This window comes from Roseateles sp. P5_E11 (assembly GCF_054049355.1).
The window spans coordinates 1-19,699 of record NZ_JBFUMO010000054.1; the positions used below are offsets into that span (position 1 = coordinate 1).

Here is a 19,699-nt window from a genome sequence, read left to right on the forward strand (position 1 = left end):
GACGTCGGCCGCCGCCTCAACGTGGGCGTGCGGGTGGCGTTCTAAAGGCCAGCAGAGTTCTCCAGGCGGCGCCCGTGCGCACGCCTTTCACCCTGTCTCCGTGAGGCAGGGTTTTTTTGTTCAGGCCGGCCGTACAAGAAATCAGGACCCCTCATGACTGTTCTTCTTCCCCGTCGTCGACTGCTCGGCGCTGCCGCCTCTGGTGCGACGCTGCTGCTGAACGCTTCGCCTGCCAGCGCGGCCAAGGCAGAAGCACCGCGCTTTGCCATCGGCGAGAGCGACTTCCTGCTCGACGGCAAGCCGCTGCAGATCCGCTGCGGCGAGATGCACTTCGCCCGCGTGCCGCGCGAGTACTGGAAGCACCGCCTGCAGGCCATCAAGGCCATGGGCATGAACACGGTGTGCGCCTACCTGTTCTGGAACTTCCACGAATGGCGCGAAGGCCAGTACCAATGGGAAGGCCAGCGCGACGCGGCTGAGTTCTGCCGGCAGGCGCAAGCCGAGGGCCTGTGGGTCATCCTGCGGCCAGGCCCCTATGCCTGTGCCGAATGGGAGATGGGCGGCCTGCCGTGGTGGCTGCTGAAGCACCCTGGCGACGCCTTCCTGCGCAGCCGCGACGACGCCTTCGTGCAACCCGTGCGGCGCTGGTTCAGGGAGGTCGGCCGGGTGCTGGCACCGATGCAGGTCAGCCAGGGCGGCCCCATCCTGATGGTGCAGGTGGAGAACGAGTACGGCTTCCTGAACGACGACAAGGACTACATGCGCGTGATGCGCCAGGCCGTGCTGGACGGCGGCTTTGACGTGCCGCTGTTCCAGTGCAACCCGACCAACGCGCTCGGCAAGACGCACATCCCGGAGCTGTTCAACGTGGCCAACTTCGGCAGCGACCCAGCGACCGGCTTCAAGGCGCTGGCGGCGCTGCAGAAAGGGCCGCTGATGTGCGGCGAGTACTACTCCGGTTGGTTCGACACCTGGGGATCGCCGCACAAGCGCGGCGACAACGCCCGCGCTATTTCAGACATCGACACCATGCTGAACGCCAACGGCTCGTTCAGCCTCTACATGGCCCATGGCGGCACGACCTTCGGCCTCTGGGGAGGCTGTGACCGGCCCTTCCGCCCCGACACGACGAGCTACGACTACGACGCGCCTATCGGCGAGGCAGGCTGGGTGGGCGACAAGTTCCGCACCTACCGCGACTGCCTGGCCAAGCACCTGAAGCCGGGCGAGGTGCTGCCCGACCCGCCGGCCCGGCTGCCGGTGATGGCGATCCCTTCATTCACCCTCACCGAGACGGCGCCGGTGTTCGCCAATCTGCCGGCGCAAGCGATTGCCGCCGAGTCGCCCAGGAACATCGAGCACTACGACATCAGCCGCGGGCTGGTTGCCTATCGCGTCACGCTGCCGGCCGGCCCCGCCGGCAAGCTGGAGGCCGCGAACGCGCGCGACCTGGCCTGGGTCTTCGTCGGCGGCCGCCTGGCCGGCACGATGGACACGCGCTACCGCCGCTTCAGCGTCGACATCCCCGCGCGCAGCCGCGACACCGTGGTCGAGATCCTGCTCTACACGATTGCCCGCGTGAACTTCGGCATGGAAGTCCACGACCGCAAGGGCCTGCAGGGCCCGGTGATGTTTCGCACGTCGAAGACCGAGACGCAGGAACTCAAGGGCTGGGAGATCCGCGCCATCGACTTCGGCGCCGACGGCGACCTGCCGCCGCTGCGCTGGCAGTCCAAACGATTGGCCGGACCCTCCTTCTGGCGCGGCAGCTTCGAAGCGACGGCAGCTGCCGACACCTTCCTCGACATGTCGAGCTGGGGCCAGGGCATCGTCTGGATCAACGGCCGCTGCCTGGGCCGCTACTGGAGCATCGGCCCGACGCAGACGATGTTTCTGCCAGGCCCGTGGATGAAGGCCGGGCGCAACGAGGTCGTCGTGCTGGACCTGACCGGGCCACGCGCCAACCGCATCGAAGGCAAGACCGCGCCCGTGCTCGACAAATTGCGGCCGGAGCTCGACCTGGCGCGGCCGCCCAGCAAGGCGCGCCCGCGCCTGGCGGGGTTGACCCCGGTGCATGCCGGGCAGTTCGAACGCGGCCCGGCCACGCAGGACGTGCGCTTTGCCGAGCCCGCACGCGGCCGCCAGCTCTGCATCGAGGTGCTCGACAGCTTCGACGGCAAGCCCCATGCGGCAATCGCCGAGCTGGCGCTGCTCGACGCGCAGGGCAAGCCGCTGAACCAGACGGCCTGGACCATCGCCTACGCCAGCAGCGAGGAGGCGCGCAAGGAAGACGGCGGCGCGCTGAACGCCATCAACGGTCAGGCGACTGACTATTGGCACACGGCCTACAGCGGTACCGTCCGTCCCTCCGGTCCGCCGCGCCTCATCATCGACCTCGGCGCGCCGGCCGACATCGCCGGCCTGCGCTACACACCTCGCCAGGGGCCGGACGGCGTCACCGGCCGAATCCGCCGCTACCGCGTGTTCGTCGGTGACAAACTGGTTGCTGAGTGAACACAGGACTGAACATGAACCCGCAAGTCATCGGCAAGTACAGGTGGACCATCTGTGCGCTGCTGTTCTTCGCCACCACCGTCAACTATCTGGACCGCCAGGTCCTGAGCCTGCTGGCGCCGGCGCTGTCCAAGGAGTTCGGCTGGTCCAACACGGACTACGCCAACATCACCGCGGTGTTCCAGTTCGGCTACGCGATCTCGATGCTGTTCGCGGGTCGCTTCATTGATGCGATCGGCACGAAGCGCGCCTTCGCCATCGCCGTGGTCGTCTGGTCGCTTGGCGCCATGATGCATGCCTTCTCCGTGCCCATCGGGGGCATCCTGGTGGCCCTCGGGGTCGGGCTGCCGGTGTCGGTGGCGGGCTTCATGGTGTCGCGCGCCGTGCTGGCCCTTGGTGAGGCCGGGAACTTCCCTGCGGCCATCAAGGCGACCGCCGAATACTTCCCGAAGAAGGAGCGGTCATTCGCCACCGGCATCTTCAATTCGGGAGCCAACGTCGGCGCCATCCTGGCGCCGCTGACCGTGCCGTGGATCGCCGTCACCTGGGGCTGGCAGATGGCCTTCATCGCCATCGGCGCCATCGGCTTCCTGTGGGTCGCGCTGTGGCTCACCTTCTACGATGCACCGTCCCGGCAGCGCCGACTGGGTGCGGCGGAGCTGGCCTACATCAACAGCGACCGCGAGGCCACCGCGCCTGCCGTAGAGGGCGCCAAGGTGCCGTGGTTCCGGCTGCTCGCGCATCGCCAGACCTGGGCCTTTGTCGTCGGCAAATTCCTGACCGACGGCGTCTGGTGGTTCTACCTGTTCTGGCTGCCCAAATACCTCACCGGCCAGTACGGCATGAGCACGACGGACATCGCGCTGCCGCTGACGGTGCTGTACAGCATGACCATGATCGGCAGCATCGGCGGCGGCTGGTTTCCGACCTACTTCATGGAGCGCGGCTACAAGCCTTATGACGGCCGCATGCGCGCCATGCTCGTGATCGCCTTCTTCCCGCTGGTGGTGCTGCTGGCCCAACCGCTCGGCGGCATCAGCTACTGGCTGCCCGTGCTGCTGATCGGCATCGGCGCGTCGGCCCACCAGGCCTGGTCGGCCAACCTCTTCACCACCGTCTCGGACATGTTCCCCAAGCGGGCCATCGGCTCGGTCGTCGGCATCGGCGGCATGGCCGGCGGCCTGGGCGGCGTGGCCGTGTCCAAGCTCGGCGGCTGGATCTTCGACGCCTACGGCGCGCGCGGCGACCTGTCCACCGGCTACATGATCATGTTCTCCATCTGCGCGCTGGCCTACCTGGCCGCCTGGGCCGCCATGAAGGCGCTGGTGCCGCGCCACAAGGAAATCAACGAGCTTTGATGATGGAAATACACATGCAGCTGAGATTGATCGCCGGCGTGAGCGTGGCGTTGCTGGGCGTCACGTTGGGCGGTGCGGCGCGCGCCCAGGCACCGCAGGTGCAGGCAGTGCAGGTCGACGCGTCGAGGCCGGACTGGGAGAATCCGGCGGTCTACGCGCGCGGCAAGCTGCCGGCCGCGGCGACCCACTTCCCGTTCGAGAGCCGCGAAGCCGCGCTGGCCGGCAACCCGGCGCGGTCGACCCGCTACCAGACGCTGGACGGCCTCTGGTCGTTCAGCTTCTCGCCGTCGTCCGACGACGTGCCCAGCGGCTTCGAGAAGCCCGGCTACGACATCTCGGGCTGGAAGACCATCAAGGTGCCGGCCATGTGGCAGGCCGAGGGCTACGACCAGGCCCGCTACAACAACATCACCTATCCCTTCCCGGCCAACCGGCCGCTGATCCCGCACGCCACCAACCCGGTGGGCTCGTATCGGCGCAGCTTCGAGGTGCCGGCGAACTGGTCGGCGCAGGACGTCATCCTGCACATCGGTGCGGCCGGCTCGGCCTACCGGGTCTGGGTGAACGGCGTCGAGGCGGGGTACTCGGAGGATTCCAAGCTGCCCAGCGAGTTCGACATCACGGCGCTGCTGAAGCCGGGGCAGAAGAACGTTGTCGCCATGCAGATCCATCGCTGGTCCGACGGGTCCTACCTGGAAGACCAGGACTTCTGGCGGGTCTCGGGCATCGAGCGCTCGGTCTACCTGAAGGCCGTGCCGAGGACACGGCTGACCGACCTGTTCGTCCATGCCGGCCTGGACAAGGACTACCGCGACGGCGCGCTGTCGGTCGACGTGGCGCTGACCGCGCGCAACCAGCCGCTGACGCTGCGCATGAGCTTGCTGGAAGGCGACAAGCTCGTGCTGACGCGGACCGCTGCCGTCGCGGCCGGTGCGGCCCGCACCGAGACGCTGTCCGCCCCCGTGCCGGGCGTTCGCCCCTGGACGGCCGAGACGCCCAACCTCTACACGCTGCTGGTCGAGGTGCTCGACGCCGACGGCCGGCTCATCCAGGCGACGCCGCAGCGCATCGGCTTTCGCACGGTCGAGATCAGCAAGGGCCTGGTCATGGTCAACGGCCGGCCCATCGTCATCCGCGGCGTCAATCGCCACGAGCACGATCCCGAGACCTTCCACGTGATGTCGGAAGCGTCGATGCGCCGCGACATCGAGCTGATGAAGCGCAACAACATCAACGCGGTGCGGACGTCGCACTACCCGAATGCCGAGCTCTGGTACGCGCTGGCCGACGAATACGGCCTCTACGTGATGGACGAGGCCAACATCGAGAGCCATGCCTACATGGGCTACGGGCACCAGCATCCGGAACTGCGGGCCAAGATCCAGCTCGGCTTCGACCCGGCCTGGGAAGGCGCGCACGTCAGCCGCGTGCTGAACATGGTGGAACGCGACAAGAACCACCCGTCGRTGATCTTCTGGTCCCTCGGCAACGAGGCAGGCCTCGGCCCCAACTTCGAGAAGGCGGCGGCGCAGGCGCGCCAGCGTGACCCCTCGCGGCTGATCTCCTACCTGGGTTGGGGCACGGTGGACTGGCGCCATGAGCCCAACGCCTATGTCGACATCTACGCGCCCATGTACGACGACATCGAGAAGATGGTTGACTGGGCCACCGACCCGACCCGCACCCAGCCCATGATCCAGTGCGAGTACGCCCACATGCAGGGCAACTCGGGCGGCAACTTCAAGGACTACTGGGACACGATCTACAAGTACGAGAAGCTGCAGGGCGGCTTCATCTGGGACTGGGTGGACCAGTCGATGTATCGCACCACGAAGGATGGAAGACGCTACTGGGGCGATGGCGGCGAGTACGGCCCCAACCCGGGCGGCGACATCGAGTTCGGCGACGGCCTGATCCAGCCCGACCGCACGCCCAACCCGCATGTCTACGAAGTGCAGAAGGTCTACTCGCCCGTCCAGTTCGAGGCCTTCGATCCGGTGGCCGCGACGGTCGTCGTGCGCAACCGCCACGACTTCCGCGACCTGTCGGGCTTTGCCTTCGAGTGGGCGCTGCTGGAGAACGGCGTGGCCGTCGCCTCGGGGCCGCTTCCCGGCCTGTCGACCGCGGCGCGGGCCACGCAGAAGTTGCAGTTGCCGCTGTCCAACGTCCGGCGCAAGCCGGGCGCGGAATACCTCGTCACGGTGCGCGCGAGGGCCAGGGCGGGTGCCGTGCCGCTGACGCCGGAAGGTTACGTCGTCGGCTGGGAGCAGTTCGCGCTGACGCCTCCCGTGATCGCATCGGCCCCGCCGGCCAAGGGCACGGTCGAGCTGAAGGAGAGTGCCGACGCCGTGGTCCTGTCGGCCGCGGGCGCGACGCTGTCACTCGATCGCCAGACCGGCCTGCTGACCGGCTACGGCAAGGCAGGAACGCCGCTGTTGACTGGCGGCCAGCCCAACTTCGTTCGTGCCGAGACCGACAACGACACGCTGACTGGCACGGTCGCGCAGCAGGCGCCGTGGAAGGTGATGACCCGTGAGCGCCAGGTCCGGGGCATCGCCAGCCGCCGCCTGCCCGGCGGCGGGGCGGAGGTCGTCGTCGACCATCGCCTGGGCGCCGGCGCGGCGCGCTTCGTCACCAGCTACACCATGCGCGGCGACGGCTCTGTTGACGTGGCGGGCGTGCTGACGCCGCTCAAGAGCGACCTGCCGCCGCCCGTGCGGGTCGGCCTGTGGTTCGACATGCCGCTGGACCTGACCACGGTCACCTGGTACGGCCGCGGTCCCCACGAAAGCTACGTCGACCGCAAGACGGGCGCTGCGGTCGGCCTGTGGCGCGGCGCCGTCGCCGAGCAGAACCACGACTACATGCGGCCGCAGGACACCGGCAACAAGGTCGACGTGCGCTGGCTCGAAGTCTCCGGCGGTGGCCGCGGCCTGCGCGTGGAGGGCCAGCAGCTGCTGATGGCCAACGCGCTGGCCTTCCCCTACACCGACCTCTACCGCCGCGCCCCCGGCACCTGGAAGAGCAGCGACATCGTGGCCCACGACCACGGCACGCTGCTGATCGACGGCGCGCAGTGGGGCGTGGGCGGCGACAACTCCTGGAGCTTCGTCGGCCAGCCTCATGCGCAGTACCGCACCCGGCTGGAGCCGGTTCGCGTGGCCTTTCGCCTTCGGCCATTCGAAGGGGAGGGCAGCACGCCTGGGAAGGCCATGCCCGCGCAGGCGACGATGCCGCAATAGGGCGGCTCGCGCGCAAGGGACTTCGCTCAACAGCTTGCTCGTTGTGCGCCAGGGCCGACATTCTCTGGGCAAGAACGGATAGCCTGCGGCAGCCTTCGAGCCCTCTTTCCAGGAATGCGCCATGACCCTAAGCCGCCGCACGCTGACGCTTGCCGTTTCCGCAGCCGCCTTATGCCTTGCCGCACGGGGCGCGCTGGCCGCCGACAAGATTGCCCTCGTCGCGAAAAGCTCGGGCAACGGCTTCTTCGTTGCCGCCCATCAGGGTGCGCAGGAAGCCGCCAAGGCGCTCGGCGGCGTGGAGATCGTGCTGGCCAGCCCCGCCAAGGCCACGGCCGAAGGGCAGATCGAGGTCATCAACACGCTGATCGCGCAGAACGTCAAGGCCATCGTGGTGTCTGCCAACGACCCCGACGCGCTGGTGCCGGTGCTCAAGAAGGCCATGGCGCGCGGCATCAAGGTGGTGTCCTTCGATTCGGCGGTGCGCAAGGATGGGCGGCTCGTGCATCTCGCGCCCTCGTCCAACGCGCTGATCGGCCAGAAGCTCGTGAGCCTCACGACCGACGCCATCGGTAGCAGCGGCGAGATCGCGGTGCTGTCGGCCACCGCTCAGGCCACCAACCAGAACCTCTGGATCGGCGAGATGAAGAAGGCGCTGGCACAGCCGGCGGCCAAGGGCCTGAAGCTGGTCAGCGTGGTCTACGGCGACGACCAGACCGACAAGAGCTACCGCGAGGCGCAGGGCCTGCTGAAGAGCTACCCCAGCCTGAAGGCCATCGTCGCGCCGACGACCGTCGGCGTCGCGGCCGCCGCCAAGGCCGTGCAGGACGAGAAGAGGGTGGGCCAGGTCTTCGTCACCGGCCTCGGCCTGCCATCGGAAATGGCCGGCCACGTTCGCAGCGGCGCGGTGAAGAGTTTTGCGATCTGGAACCCCATCGACCTGGGCTACTCGGCCATCTACATCGCCCACGGCCTGGTCACCGGCAAAGCGACAGCGACCGCGGGCGCCAAGATCAGCGTCGGCCGGGTCGGCACCGTCACACTGGACGCGAATACCGAAGCAGTGATGGCCGAGCCGTTCACCTACGACGCCGGCAATGTCGACAAGTTCGCCAAGTTCTTCTGACCCGGCCGGGGTGCTCTGCCTGCGGGGCATCCACAAGCGCTTCGGGCCGACGCATGCATTGCGCGGCGTGGACCTCGAACTGAGGCCGGGCCAGGCCCTGGCCGTGATCGGCGAGAACGGCGCGGGCAAGTCGACGCTGGTCAAGATCCTCACTGGCGTGCATCAGCCCGACGACGGCGAGCTGTGGCTGGACGGCCAGCCGCTGCGCCTGCACGACACGCACGCGGCCCAGGCCGCCGGCATCGTCGCCGTGCACCAGGAAACGGTGATGTTCGACGAACTCACTGCGGCTGAGAACATCTTCATCGGCCGTCAGCCCATGCGCGGGCCAGCGGCCTTGCGCGTCGTGGACTGGGCGACGATGAACCGCCTGGCCCAGCAGGTGCTGGACGAGGTGGGCGCGGGCTTTGACGCCACGACGCCGGTCCGGCAACTGAGCCTGGCGCAGCGGCACCTGATCGAGGTCGCGCGGGCCTTGTCGCACCAGGCCCGCGTCGTCATCCTGGACGAACCCACCGCCGCGCTGTCGCAGGCCGAGATCCGCGATTTCTACGGCCTCGTGCGCGGGCTGCTGGTTCGCGGCGTGGCGGTGCTGTTCATCTCGCACAAGTTCGACGAGCTGTTCGCCGTCTGCGACAACTACGTGGTGCTGCGGGATGGCGCCTCGGTCGGCAGTGGCCGCATGAAAGAGGCCAGCGAGCCCGAGCTGCTGCGCCTGATGGCCGGCCGCAGCATCGAGCAGGTGTACCCGCGCGTGGACACGCAACCCGGCGCGATCGTGCTGGAGGCGCGCGACCTCAGTCACCCGACCGAGTTCGACGGCATCAGCTTTGCGCTGCGGCGTGGCGAGATCCTGGGCTTCTACGGCCTGGTCGGCGCGGGGCGCAGCGAGGTCATGCTGGCGCTGATGGGCCTCAAACCACTGGCGCGCGGCGGCATCCTGATAGACGGCCAGGAGCGGCGCATCCGTGATGCGGCCGACGCCATCTCGCTGGGCCTGGCCTATGTGCCCGAGGAACGCCAGCGCCAGGGCGGCATTCTCGATTTCTCGGTGCGGCACAACCTCAGCCTGGCCGCGCTGGCGGGGTCCAGCCATGCCGTGAAGGGCCAGGTCTCGCGCGGGCCCTGGCTGTCCGCCTTGCGCGAAAGCGCCTGGGCGCAGCGGCTGATCGAACGGCTGAACATCAAGACCGCCAGCCAGGACACGCCGCTGTCCGGCCTTTCCGGCGGCAACCAGCAGAAGGTCGTCATCGGCAAGTGGTTGGGGCTGGACCCGCGGGTGGTGATCCTGGACGAACCCACCAAGGGCATCGACGTCGGCGCCAAGCAGGCGGTTTATCAACTGGTCGCGGAGATGGTGGCGCAGGGGCTGGCGGTCATCCTGGTGTCGTCCGAACTGCCCGAGGTGATGCACCTGGCCCACCGCGTGGTCGTCATGAAGCGTGGCCGGCAAGTCGCCGAGTTCCAGCGTGGCGAGGTGGATGCAGAAACTGTCGTGGCTGCGGCTTCGGGCCTGAGCAGGAACGCCGCATGACGCGTCGCGAATGGGCGCTGGCGGCCGTCATCGTGGCCATCACCCTGGCGGTGGGCCTGCGATCTCCCGTGTTTCTCACGCCGCGCAATGTGCTGGACATCGCCAACGATTCGGCCCTGCTGGCCATCCTCGTCATCGGGCAGATGCCCGTTCTGCTCACGCGCGGCATCGACCTGTCCGTGGCGTCCAACCTGGCCTTGACGGGCATGCTGGTGGCGCTGGTCGGCAAGCTCTGGCCCGAAGCCGGCGCGCCGGTGTTGATCCTGCTGGCGCTGGCGCTGGGCGCGGCGCAGGGCGCCCTCAACGGCTGGCTGATCACGCGGTTCGAGTTGCCGCCCATCGTCGTCACGCTGGGCACCATGTCGGTCTATCGCGGCGCCATCTTCCTGGTCAGCGGCGGCGCCTGGGTCAACGACCAGGACATCCACGCGTCCATCAAGGCCTTGCCTCGCGCGGAGCTGCTGGGCTTGCCGCTGCTGGTGTGGATTGCAGCCGCCGTCGCAGCGCTGGGATGGTGGTTGCTGCGCTGGCGACGGGAAGGCCGTGATCTCTACGCCTGCGGCGGCAACCCCGCTGCGGCGCGGATCGTGGGCATCCCGGTGTCGCAGCGCATTCGCATGGCCTACACCTTGTCGGGCGCTTGTGCCGGGCTTGCCGGCCTGCTCTGGGTCGGCCGCTATGCCATTGCTTTCACCGAACTGGCCGCCGGCTTCGAGCTGACCGTGATTGCGGCCTGCGTCATCGGCGGTGTCAGCATCGCGGGTGGCGTCGGCACGGTTGGCGGCGCGTTGCTGGGCGTGCTGTTCATCGGCGTCATCAATGCGGCCCTGCCGGTCATCCACGTCTCGCCGTTCTGGCAGCAGGCGATTGCCGGCGCTGTCATCCTGGTTTCGGTGATGCTGAACTCGCGAGCACAGCGCCGGTCGGGGCAGCAGATCCTGGAAAGGCGAGCGGCATGAAGGCCTGGGGTTCCTGGGAATGGGTGCTGACGGCGCTGATCGTCGCCGTCTACGTCGGCTTCGGCCTGTGCATCGACGGTTTTGCCTCGCCCTCTGCGATCGCCGACAGCACGACCAATATGTCGGAAAAGGCCCTGATCGCGATGGCCATGGCTCTGCTGATCATTGCGGGCGAGATCGATCTCTCCATCGCCGCGACGATGGCGCTGTGCTCCCTGGCCATGGGCTATGCGATGCAGGCCGGCGCAGGCCCGGCCGGCATGATCGCCGCCGCTCTGGGTTGCGGCATCGTGTGTGGCGCATTCAACGGCTGGCTGGTCACGCGCTGGCAGCTGCCCTCCATCGTCGTCACCATCGGCACGCTGTCGCTCTACCGCGGCCTGGCCCTGGTGCTGCTGGGCGACCAGGCCATCACGGGCTACCCGGAATGGTTGAGCCAGTGGGGCAACGGTACGCTGGGGGATCTTGCGGGTTGGCCGTGGCTGATCGTGCCGATCGAGTTCGGCGTCATGCTGGCCGTGGCGGTGGTGTTCATGCTGCTGCAACACCGCACGGTCCATGGCCGGCGCATCTACGCCATTGGCGCCAACCCCGTGGCCGCGCGCTTCTCGGGCATCGCGGTGCAGCGCTACCGGCTGTTGCTCTTCACGCTTGCCGGCCTGATGGCGGCGTTGGCGGCCGTGCAGCTGACCGGCCGCATTGGCAGCACGCGGCCCAACCTCGCGCTGGGTTGGGAACTGGACGCCATCACCATCGTCATCCTTGGCGGCGTGGCGATCCAAGGTGGCCGCGGCGGCATCGTCGGCGTGCTGCTCGCGACAGTGCTGCTGGGCGGCTTCACCTTCGCACTTGGCATGCTGAACGTCTCCGGGATGGTGATGACGACCGTCGTTGGCGGATTGCTCATCTGCGTCATGGTGCTACCGCACGGCTATCGATACGAAAGCACCAGCCCGTGAATCAAGCGGGCCCACCCGTCGAGCATGACGAACAACAGCAATTTGAACGGCAGCGAAATGGTGGTCGGCGAGATCATCGACATGCCCAGCGCCAGCAGCACCGTCGCCACGATCAGATCGACCACGACAAACACCAGGTAGAGGACAAAACCGATCTGGAAGGCCCGCGTCAATTCGCTGAGCGTGAAGCTCGGCACCATCACCAGAAAGTCGTCGGCCTGCAGTCTGTCAGCCTGTTCCTTGGGCCAGATGGCGGCGGCCGACTTCAGGAAGAACTGGCGTTCGCGCTCATGGGTGTGCTTTTGCAGGAAGGCCTTGAGCGGCGCCTTGCCGGCGTCCAGCACCGTCACGACGTCAGTCCAGCCCTCGCTCCTGGCACCGGCCTGGCGGTGACGCAGCGCATCGGCCACCTCCATGCCCACCGGCGCCATGATGTAGACCGACAGGATGATGGCGATGCCGTTGAGCACCATGTTCGGCGGCGTCTGCTGCAGGCCGAGCGCGGTGCGCAGCAGGCCAAAGACGATGACCAGCTTGGTGTAGCTGGTCACCATCATCGCGACGAAGGGCGCCACCCCGAAGGCGAGGATCAGCGCCACGAGCGTCATGGGCTCGGGCATGCCGGTGGTGTTCATCGTCAGGTCTTCAGCTCGGTGGGCGCGAACTCGGAGACGCGCACGCCCAGGCGTTCGCCCACCGCCACCAGGAAGCCTTTGCCCAGCACGTTGCCGTGGGCCAGGATGCGCACCGGGCTGCGGTTCAGCGGCTGCGTCAGATCGAACACATGGCCGGGGCCGATGTTCCTCAGCTCGCCGAGCGACAGGCTCAAATGACCCACCTCGAAGCGCAGCGCCACTTCCAGCGCATTGAGCCGGTCCAGCGGCAGGCCCGTCGCGATGTCGCTCTCGCCGGCATTGGCAAGTTCATCTCGGTTCATCGAAAGGTCTCTCCATTGCGTGACGGTGATGCGCGAGCCCTCGGCTCGCGCGATGAGTTGCCGGCCTGCCGGGCCGCCCAGCTCGGCCTGCACAACCAGGCCCGTGCCGGCGGCGGTCCAGTGTTCGACGCTGACGATGTCGCCCGGCCGGATGCCGCGCACTTCGGCCAGGCTCAGCACGCTGCCGCCGATGCGGAATGCCAGCGGCACGCGCAGGCCGTCGAAGCTTTTGCTCATGGGGCCGGCTGAGGCAGCCGGCGGGGCGGGGACCAGCTTGTCGAGCGCCGAGGGGTCCTGGAACAGCACGAAGCCCTGCCAGGGCCAGGCCTGGCCATCGGTGGCCACGGTGAAGCAGGCAGCGGCCTCCAGTGGCGCCGGTGAGTCGGCCTCCTCATCAGGCTCACCCGGCGACCATTCGAAATGCAGACGCAGGGCCGCTTCAAGTGCGGTGGCCACCGGCTGCAGTGCATCGGCCAGCAACACGTAGCGCAACTCGGCTGGCAGCAGGGCATGGCTGCGCTCCTGCAGCAGCGCGGCCTGCGCGGGGGAATCCAGCATCAGCCAGCCCGTGTGAGGGCCGAGGCGGAATCGATAACGGCCAAATCCAGTGAAATCCTGGACGCTGCCGAAGCGCCACTGCAGGCGATGCCTCGCGCCCTGCAGCGTCAGCTCGATGGGCGGCGCGCGGCGGTCGTAGAGACGGTTGAGAGCCAGGCAGGCGGGCGCCGGCAGGCGCGTCAACGCGCTCACTTCGCTCAGATCGATCACGGCGGTAGGCATCAGCACGCGGCGAGCGTAGCCATCCGCGGGGCTGGGAGGAACTACGTGAATTCGTAGCACCGCGCATAACGGCGGGGCGCTACGGGGACTCGTAGTGGTGCGTAAAAAAGTCACGCCATAGAGTGCTTCGCATGGCCGACCCCGCACCGAACGCACTGCAAAGACACCTGCCGCGACGCAGCGGCATGAAGGACCTGATCGCCAGCGCGGGCCGCCACAACGACCTGCTGCTGGCCGGCATGCTGGTGGCCATCGTCGCGCTGTTCGTGCTGCCGCTGCCCACGCCGTTGCTGGACTTCCTGATCGCCGCCAACTTGTCGATGAGCCTGACCCTGCTCATCGTGGCGATGTATGTGCCGTCGGCGCTGTCGCTGTCCACCTTCCCGTCGCTGCTGCTGTTCACGACGCTGTTCCGGCTGGCGCTGAACATCGCATCGACCAAGCTCATCCTGCTGCACGCCAATGCGGGTCACATCATCGACACCTTTGGCAAGCTGATCGTCGGCAACAACGTCGTGGTCGGCGGCGTGGTGTTCCTGATCATCGCCATCGTGCAGTTCATCGTCGTCGCCAAGGGCTCGGAGCGGGTGGCCGAGGTGGCGGCACGCTTCGCACTGGACGCCATGCCCGGCAAGCAGATGAGCATCGACGCCGACGTGCGCGCCGGCGTGCTGTCGTCGGTGCAGGCGCAAAAGCGCCGCCAGCAGCTGGAGCAGGAATGCTCGCTGCACGGCGCGATGGACGGCGCGATGAAGTTCGTCAAGGGCGATGCCATCGCCGGCATCGTCATCGCGCTGGTCAACATCCTTGCGGGCCTGGCCATCGGCACGCTGATGCACGACATGAGCATCGGCGGCGCGCTGCAGCGCTACGCCATCCTCACGGTGGGCGACGGCATGGTGTCGCAGATCCCGTCGCTGCTGGTGTCCATCGCCTCAGGCGTGGTCATCACCCGCGTGTCGGCCGACGGCGAGCCGCACGGGGGCCAGCTGGCCAACCAGATCGCTCGCCAGTTGATGGCCCATCCCCGTGCGCTGGTGATTGCGGGCCTGGCCACCGCCAGCTTCCTGCTTGTGCCCGGCTTTCCGAAGTGGGTCTTCGGCACGCTGGCGCTGGTGGTGCTGGGCGCCGGGCTGCTGACGCGCCGGCTGCTTGACAGCCGCCGCACGCCGGCCTGGATGTCCTATCGCGACGCGGACGACGACGGTGGCGAGGTGGTGCAGGGCGCCATCGCCGCACCGCTGGAGCTGCGCCTGTCCACCGGCCTGCGCGGGCGCCTGGACCGCCCCGCGCTGGACCTGCGCATGGCCGCAGCCAAGGCCCGCGTCGAGAGCGACCTGGGGCCGGTGTTCCCGCGCGTGCAGGTCGGCTGGGGCAGCGGCCTGGGCGAGAACCAGTACCAGGTGCTGGTGCAGGACGTGGTGGTCTCGCAAGGCACGCTGCGGCCGGGCAGCTGGCTGCTCGACGCGGCCGAGGCCGCCACGCCGCCGGTGGGTGCCGAGGTGGCGGAGCCCTTCGGTCCTTTCTCGCGGGTCGTATGGGTCGATGCCGCACCGACAGCGGTCCGTGCCTGGACCTGCGAAGACGTGCTGGGCCTGCATGTGGACCATGCGGTGCGCCGCCACATCGCCCAGCTGATCGGCCTGCAGGAGGTGCAGCGTCTGCTGCACGCGGCACAGCGCGAGGTGCCCGAGCTGGCGGCGGAAGTGGCACGCGCCGTTCCGTTGCAACGCCTGGCCGAGGTGCTGCGCCGGCTGCTGCAGGAGAACGTACCCATCCGCAACCTGCACGCCATCTTCGAGAGCCTGGCAATCTGGGCACCTACGGAGCCCGACGTCGTCGCGCTGACGGAGCTGGTGCGCATCGATCTCGGCCGCTTCATCACCAGCCGCCATGTCGGCGCGCGGCGCGAGTTGCACGCCATCCTGTTCGAGTCCAGCCTGATCGACCGCGTGCAGGCGGCCATCGAGCGCTCGCCGCGCGGCAACCTGCTGCTGCTCGACCCCGCGGTCGCGCAGGACGTGCGCGAACAGGTGCGCCGCATCCTCGGTGGCGCCCAGCAGCGCGTGGTGGCCATCGTGTCGTCCGACACGCGGCGCTACATCAAGACGCTGATCGAGCCGGTGGCGCCCCAGCTGGCGGTGCTGTCCTACCAGGAGGTCGACGAGGACGTCGCACTGCAGCCGGTGGGCTGGGTCAGCAACCCGCAGCCGCAGGCCTTCACCCCGATCGCGGAGGCGGCATGAACGCCGCGCCGGGCCGCCCCAAGCAAGTTCGCTCCCGCTCGGCGGGAGTGAGCCCGGACTTGGGATGCCCGATGGGCATTCCAAGCCTGGCGAACGCCTGGCCGATGCAGCGGCCAGGCAAGGCCGCAGGCCGAAGGGTGCACCAATGACCCCTCAGAACATCCTCGACATCACGCGCGAAGGACTGCTGATCGTGCTGATGGTCTCGCTGCCCATGGTGCTGGTGTCCACGCTGACCTCGCTGGTCGTGGCCGTACTGCAAGCGGTCACGCAGATCCAGGACCAGAGCATCGGCCAATCGGTGCGCCTGATTGCAGTGCTGATTGCCCTCGTGGTGACCGCCGGCTGGCTCGGCCGCGATGTGCTGCGCTTCGCCGAGCGCGCTTTCCAAACCCTGACTTCGCTGAGCTGATGCTGCGCTTCGTCTACCTCCTGTTTTGCGCCGGCCTGGTCGCGGCATTGCTGGCCAGCCCCGCCAGGGCGGCCGACCTGCCGCGCAACGGCCGGCCCTTCCGCATGGAAGCCAACGAGAAGCCGGTGGGCGACTTCCTGCGCGAGCTGGCGGCGTCGCAGGGCGTCACGGCGGTCATCGACGGCAAGGTCGGCGGCACCATCAGCGGCCGCTTCGCCATCACCGGCAGCCAGCCCGGTGCGGTGCAGATGGTGCTGAGCAATATCTGCGCGGCCAACGGGCTGACCTGGTATTACGACGGCGCCTTCCTGTTCGTCGATCCGGCCGCCGACACGCGCAGCGAGGTGTTCACCATCGCCGGCAAGAACGCGCAGCGCATCGCCGACACGCTGGCCCGGCTCAAGATCGCCGACGCCCGCTATCCGCTGCAGATCAGCGAGGCGGATGGCAACGTCTACGTCTCCGGTCCCAAGCGCTATGTGGAGCTGGTGCGCCAGACCGTGCGGCTGATCGACCAGCGCGCGGCACGCGACGACCGTGCCGAGGTGCAGGTGTTCCCGCTGCGCTATGCCTGGGCCGCCGACTTCAAGATGAATCGCGCCGGCAAGCAGGTATCCATTCCTGGCGTGGCGACCGTGCTGCGCAATCTGTATGGCCGCACCGGGGCGGCGCGCGGAGCGGCACCCTCGGCCGTGACCGGGCCGGTGCGGCGCACCAAGCTCGGCGTCAGCGCCGACGCCGGCGTGGCCAAGCTGTCCAGCGAGGGCAGCGGCGCGACCGAGGACGAGGGTGACGGCGGCGGCCCCGAGTTCTCCAGTGGCGAACTGCCGCAGTTCCAGCCCGACACGCGACTCAATGCGGTGCTGGTGCGCGACACGCCCGAGCGCATGGCGCGCTACGAGAAGCTCATCCAGACCATGGACGTGCGGCCGCGCCTGATCGAGATCGAGGTCACGATCATGGACATCAGCACCAACACGCTGGACAGCCTGGGCGTGGACTGGCGGCTGCACGCCCGCCACGGCGACCTGCAGATCGGCCGCGGCAACCTGCCGCCGCTGACCTTCGGCAACGCCAACTCCGAGGCTGGTCAGGTCGTCACCGTCAACCCGCAGGGCAACCCCAGCACGCCGCTGGGCGCGCTGTTCACCGCCTCCATCGGCAACGACCTGCGCAACTACCTGCTGACCCGCGTCAGCGCGCTGGCCCAGAAGGGCAATGCCAACTTCATCGCGCGGCCCAAGGTGCTGACGCTGGACAACAACGAGGCGGTGCTGGAGAACCTCAGCGAGTTCTATGTGCGGGTCGACGGTTTCCAGGATTCCAGCCTGTACAGCGTCACGGCCGGCACCGCGGTGCGCGTGACTCCCTTGATCGTCGACGACAAGGAAGGCCGCGGCGTGCTGATGTCCATCGACATCGAGGACGGCGACGTCAGCAGCAGCACCGTCGACCGCATCCCCGTCGTGCGGCGGCGCACCGTCAACACCCAGGCGCTGGTGGACGAAGGCACGAGCCTGCTGATCGCCGGCTACACCTCGGAGGAGAAGGCCAACGCGACCTCGGGCGTGCCGCTGCTGTCCAGCATCCCGGTGCTGGGCAAGCTGTTCCAGTACAGCGAGAAGAAGCAGAACAACATGGAGCGCTTCTACCTGCTGACGCCGCGCCTCGTCACGCCCGGCAGCAAGCCGCCGCTGCCGGTCCAGCAGGAGCCTACGCAATGAACGCGCGGGCCCACACCACTACCACGGCCGCCGTGCCGGGCTGGTGCCTGCGCTTCCTCAGTGGCGCGGTCAAGGGCCGCACCATCGCGCTCAAGCCGGGCGTCAACACGCTGGGCGCTTCGGGTGAGTGCGAGGTCATGCTGCCCGGCAGCGACGTGCTGCCGCGCCACCTGGTGTTCACGGTGGGCGAACTGGCGATGTCGCTGCAGAAGGTCGGCGCGGCCGCCGTGAAGCTCAACGGCCAGGACGTGCAGGCCCAGCGCAAGGGCGTGGTAGCGGGCGACGTGGTGTCGGTCGGCAGCATCGACTTCCAGGTCGACCGCAGCTATCCCGCGCCCGAGCACGACGACCCGGCGTCCGAGTGGACCGAAAGCATCATGCCCGGCGACGCGCCGCCCGCCGCCCTGCTGCAGGCGCCTGCGCGCCGGAGCTCGCCCTGGCTGAGCGTGGCCGTGGTGGTGCTGGCGGTCGGCGGGGCGGCCGGCGTGCTGGCCTGGGCCGGCAGTGCGGGCAGCTCGACCCGAGCCGCCACGGTCGACCTGGCCGAGGTGGAGAAGGCGCTGAAGCCCTTCCCCGAGGTCGAAGTGGTCGCGGTCGCCGGCGGCCGTTTCAACGTGCGCGGCTACGTCGAATCGCGCCAGCGCAAGCAGGCGCTGGCCGAGGCCATGGCGCCTTTTGGCCGGCAGGTCAGCACCAGCGTGCACGCGGCCGAGGACATCGTCGAGCAGGCGCGCCGCTACGTGAGCGACCCCGGCATCTCGATGAGCTACACGGGCCAGGGCCGGCTGGTGGTGGCCGGCGCGACCGAGGACGAATCGGTGCGTCAGAAGATCCGCCGCCTTGCCGACGACCTGCACCCGGCGGTGCTGGTGTCCGACCAGGTGAAGCTGCGGCCGCGGCCCCAGGTCGACCGCGCGGGCGAGCAGCAGYGCGCGCAGTGGGACGCGTGGCAGAGCGTGCTGCCGTCGCGCATGGTCAGCATCACGCAGGACGCCAGTGGCATGAGCTACATCCAGCTCGCCAATGGCAACCGCTACTACGAGGGGGCGGTGCTCAAGTCGGGCGCCGAACTCAAGCGCATCGAGGCCGATGGCCTGGTGGTGTCACCAGGCAGGGAGGGCGCGCGATGAGCACCAAGGGATTTCGCACCGGAGGCCTGGCCTTCGTGCGGAATGCCTCCGTCCACGAGGGCGGGGGCGATTTTTGTCATGTCATCAACCTTTGACGTTAGGAGTCAAACCATGGCCGTAGCCGCACCCGAGTCCGGACTGGACAGCAAGGCAATCCTGGAACAGAACAAGCAGCTGACCATCTTCAGCACCGTGACGTCGCAGAGCGCCCAGCGCACCGCGGCCATCACGTCGGCCAACGCCCAGCAGACCAACACGGTCCTGCAGGCGGCCAGCGACGTTCGCCAGCAGTCGCAGAAGGTCTGACCTTCCCGCGTCTCGCCGCCCCGGCGCCGGGGCGGCATTTCTCATTCATACCTTTCACCCCAGCGAGGTCATCATGGTCCAACCCGTTGATGCCATGGCCGTTGCGGTCCAGGCCAGCGCCACGGCGCCGGCCGCGATCGATCCGGCAGAGGCGAAGCAATTCGCCGGCTACATGGTTCGCCCCTCAAGCGGCGGCACCGGCTCGCTGCAATCGCTGTCCAGCGCTGCCGACCAGTTCTTCGGCCAGCGCCCCGGGGCCAGCGAGTTGATGGCCCACCGCATGGTGCCGGCGGCCGACCTGGGCGACCCGCAGACCGCCGCCGTCGAATTCGGTCGCGCGCAGATGGAGATCGTCAGGTTCAGCAACGACTCCATGACCTATTTCAGCAAGATGCATATGTGCACCGCCCTGGCCAGCGCCTGCAGCAATCAGTTCAACTCGTTGCTGAAGAACAATGGCTAGGCAACTCTACAC

Annotated in this window: 15 protein-coding genes; 13 read left to right on the plus strand and 2 right to left on the minus strand. The window is 68.3% G+C overall.

The features are described 5' to 3' along the window. Positions 1-153 precede the first annotated feature (153 nt). The 7 genes from ACXJKR_RS06710 to ACXJKR_RS06740 all read left to right on the plus strand — a co-directional run bounded on the left by ACXJKR_RS06710 (position 154) and on the right by ACXJKR_RS06740 (position 11,689). On the plus strand, positions 154-2,514 hold the full coding sequence (locus tag ACXJKR_RS06710) for a beta-galactosidase (protein WP_457321780.1): 2,361 nt from the start codon (positions 154-156) through the stop codon (positions 2,512-2,514). A 14-nt stretch (positions 2,515-2,528) separates the two neighbouring features. After that, positions 2,529-3,872, plus strand: a complete 1,344-nt coding sequence (locus ACXJKR_RS06715; RefSeq protein ID WP_457321782.1) for an MFS transporter — start codon at positions 2,529-2,531, stop codon at positions 3,870-3,872. A 14-nt stretch (positions 3,873-3,886) separates the two neighbouring features. Continuing rightward, the gene (locus ACXJKR_RS06720; RefSeq protein ID WP_457321783.1) at positions 3,887-7,114 is read left to right on the plus strand and encodes a glycoside hydrolase family 2 TIM barrel-domain containing protein; all 3,228 of its coding nucleotides are present in this window, start codon (positions 3,887-3,889) and stop codon (positions 7,112-7,114) included. Positions 7,115-7,235: 121 nt separating this feature from the next. Continuing rightward, complete coding sequence (gene rhaS / locus ACXJKR_RS06725; RefSeq protein ID WP_457321785.1) at positions 7,236-8,237, plus strand: rhamnose ABC transporter substrate-binding protein; 1,002 nt, start codon at positions 7,236-7,238, stop codon at positions 8,235-8,237. A 67-nt stretch (positions 8,238-8,304) separates the two neighbouring features. After that, the gene (locus tag ACXJKR_RS06730) at positions 8,305-9,771 is read left to right on the plus strand and encodes a sugar ABC transporter ATP-binding protein (RefSeq protein WP_457321786.1); all 1,467 of its coding nucleotides are present in this window, start codon (positions 8,305-8,307) and stop codon (positions 9,769-9,771) included. Next, on the plus strand, positions 9,768-10,730 hold the full coding sequence (locus tag ACXJKR_RS06735) for an ABC transporter permease (protein ID WP_457321788.1): 963 nt from the start codon (positions 9,768-9,770) through the stop codon (positions 10,728-10,730). Before ACXJKR_RS06730 ends, ACXJKR_RS06735 begins: the two co-directional genes overlap by 4 nt. Next, on the plus strand, positions 10,727-11,689 hold the full coding sequence (locus tag ACXJKR_RS06740; RefSeq protein ID WP_457321790.1) for an ABC transporter permease: 963 nt from the start codon (positions 10,727-10,729) through the stop codon (positions 11,687-11,689). Before ACXJKR_RS06735 ends, ACXJKR_RS06740 begins: the two co-directional genes overlap by 4 nt. On the opposite strand, the gene sctR is transcribed toward ACXJKR_RS06740, so the two are convergent. Both sctR and sctQ read right to left on the minus strand, forming a co-directional pair. Continuing rightward, entirely contained in the window at positions 11,662-12,324 is a 663-nt protein-coding gene (sctR, locus tag ACXJKR_RS06745; RefSeq protein WP_457321792.1) for a type III secretion system export apparatus subunit SctR, read from the minus strand. The genes ACXJKR_RS06740 and sctR overlap by 28 nt on opposite strands. A 2-nt stretch (positions 12,325-12,326) precedes the next feature. Continuing rightward, a complete protein-coding gene (gene sctQ, locus ACXJKR_RS06750; RefSeq protein WP_457321794.1) occupies positions 12,327-13,406 on the minus strand; it encodes a type III secretion system cytoplasmic ring protein SctQ in 1,080 nt (359 codons plus the stop codon). Between the two features lie 131 nt (positions 13,407-13,537). On the opposite strand from sctQ, the gene sctV reads away from it, so the two are divergent. From sctV to ACXJKR_RS06780, 6 genes are all read left to right on the plus strand, one after another. Continuing rightward, positions 13,538-15,652, plus strand: coding sequence for a type III secretion system export apparatus subunit SctV (sctV, locus tag ACXJKR_RS06755; protein ID WP_457321796.1), 2,115 nt, complete (start codon positions 13,538-13,540; stop codon positions 15,650-15,652). 145 nt (positions 15,653-15,797) lie between these two features. Beyond that, positions 15,798-16,064, plus strand: coding sequence for a type III secretion system export apparatus subunit SctS (sctS, locus tag ACXJKR_RS06760; RefSeq protein ID WP_457321798.1), 267 nt, complete (start codon positions 15,798-15,800; stop codon positions 16,062-16,064). Continuing rightward, positions 16,064-17,788 (plus strand): type III secretion system outer membrane ring subunit SctC, encoded by a 1,725-nt coding sequence (gene sctC / locus ACXJKR_RS06765; protein WP_457321800.1) that lies wholly within the window; start codon positions 16,064-16,066, stop codon positions 17,786-17,788. The genes sctS and sctC overlap by 1 nt, the downstream gene beginning before the upstream one ends. Continuing rightward, complete coding sequence (locus ACXJKR_RS06770; protein ID WP_457321802.1) at positions 17,785-18,918, plus strand: FHA domain-containing protein; 1,134 nt, start codon at positions 17,785-17,787, stop codon at positions 18,916-18,918. The genes sctC and ACXJKR_RS06770 overlap by 4 nt, the downstream gene beginning before the upstream one ends. A gap of 111 nt (positions 18,919-19,029) precedes the next feature. Next, positions 19,030-19,224, plus strand: a complete 195-nt coding sequence (locus ACXJKR_RS06775) for a hypothetical protein (protein ID WP_056193332.1) — start codon at positions 19,030-19,032, stop codon at positions 19,222-19,224. A gap of 73 nt (positions 19,225-19,297) precedes the next feature. Continuing rightward, positions 19,298-19,687 (plus strand): hypothetical protein, encoded by a 390-nt coding sequence (locus tag ACXJKR_RS06780; RefSeq protein WP_457321805.1) that lies wholly within the window; start codon positions 19,298-19,300, stop codon positions 19,685-19,687. Positions 19,688-19,699: the final 12 nt, after the last annotated feature.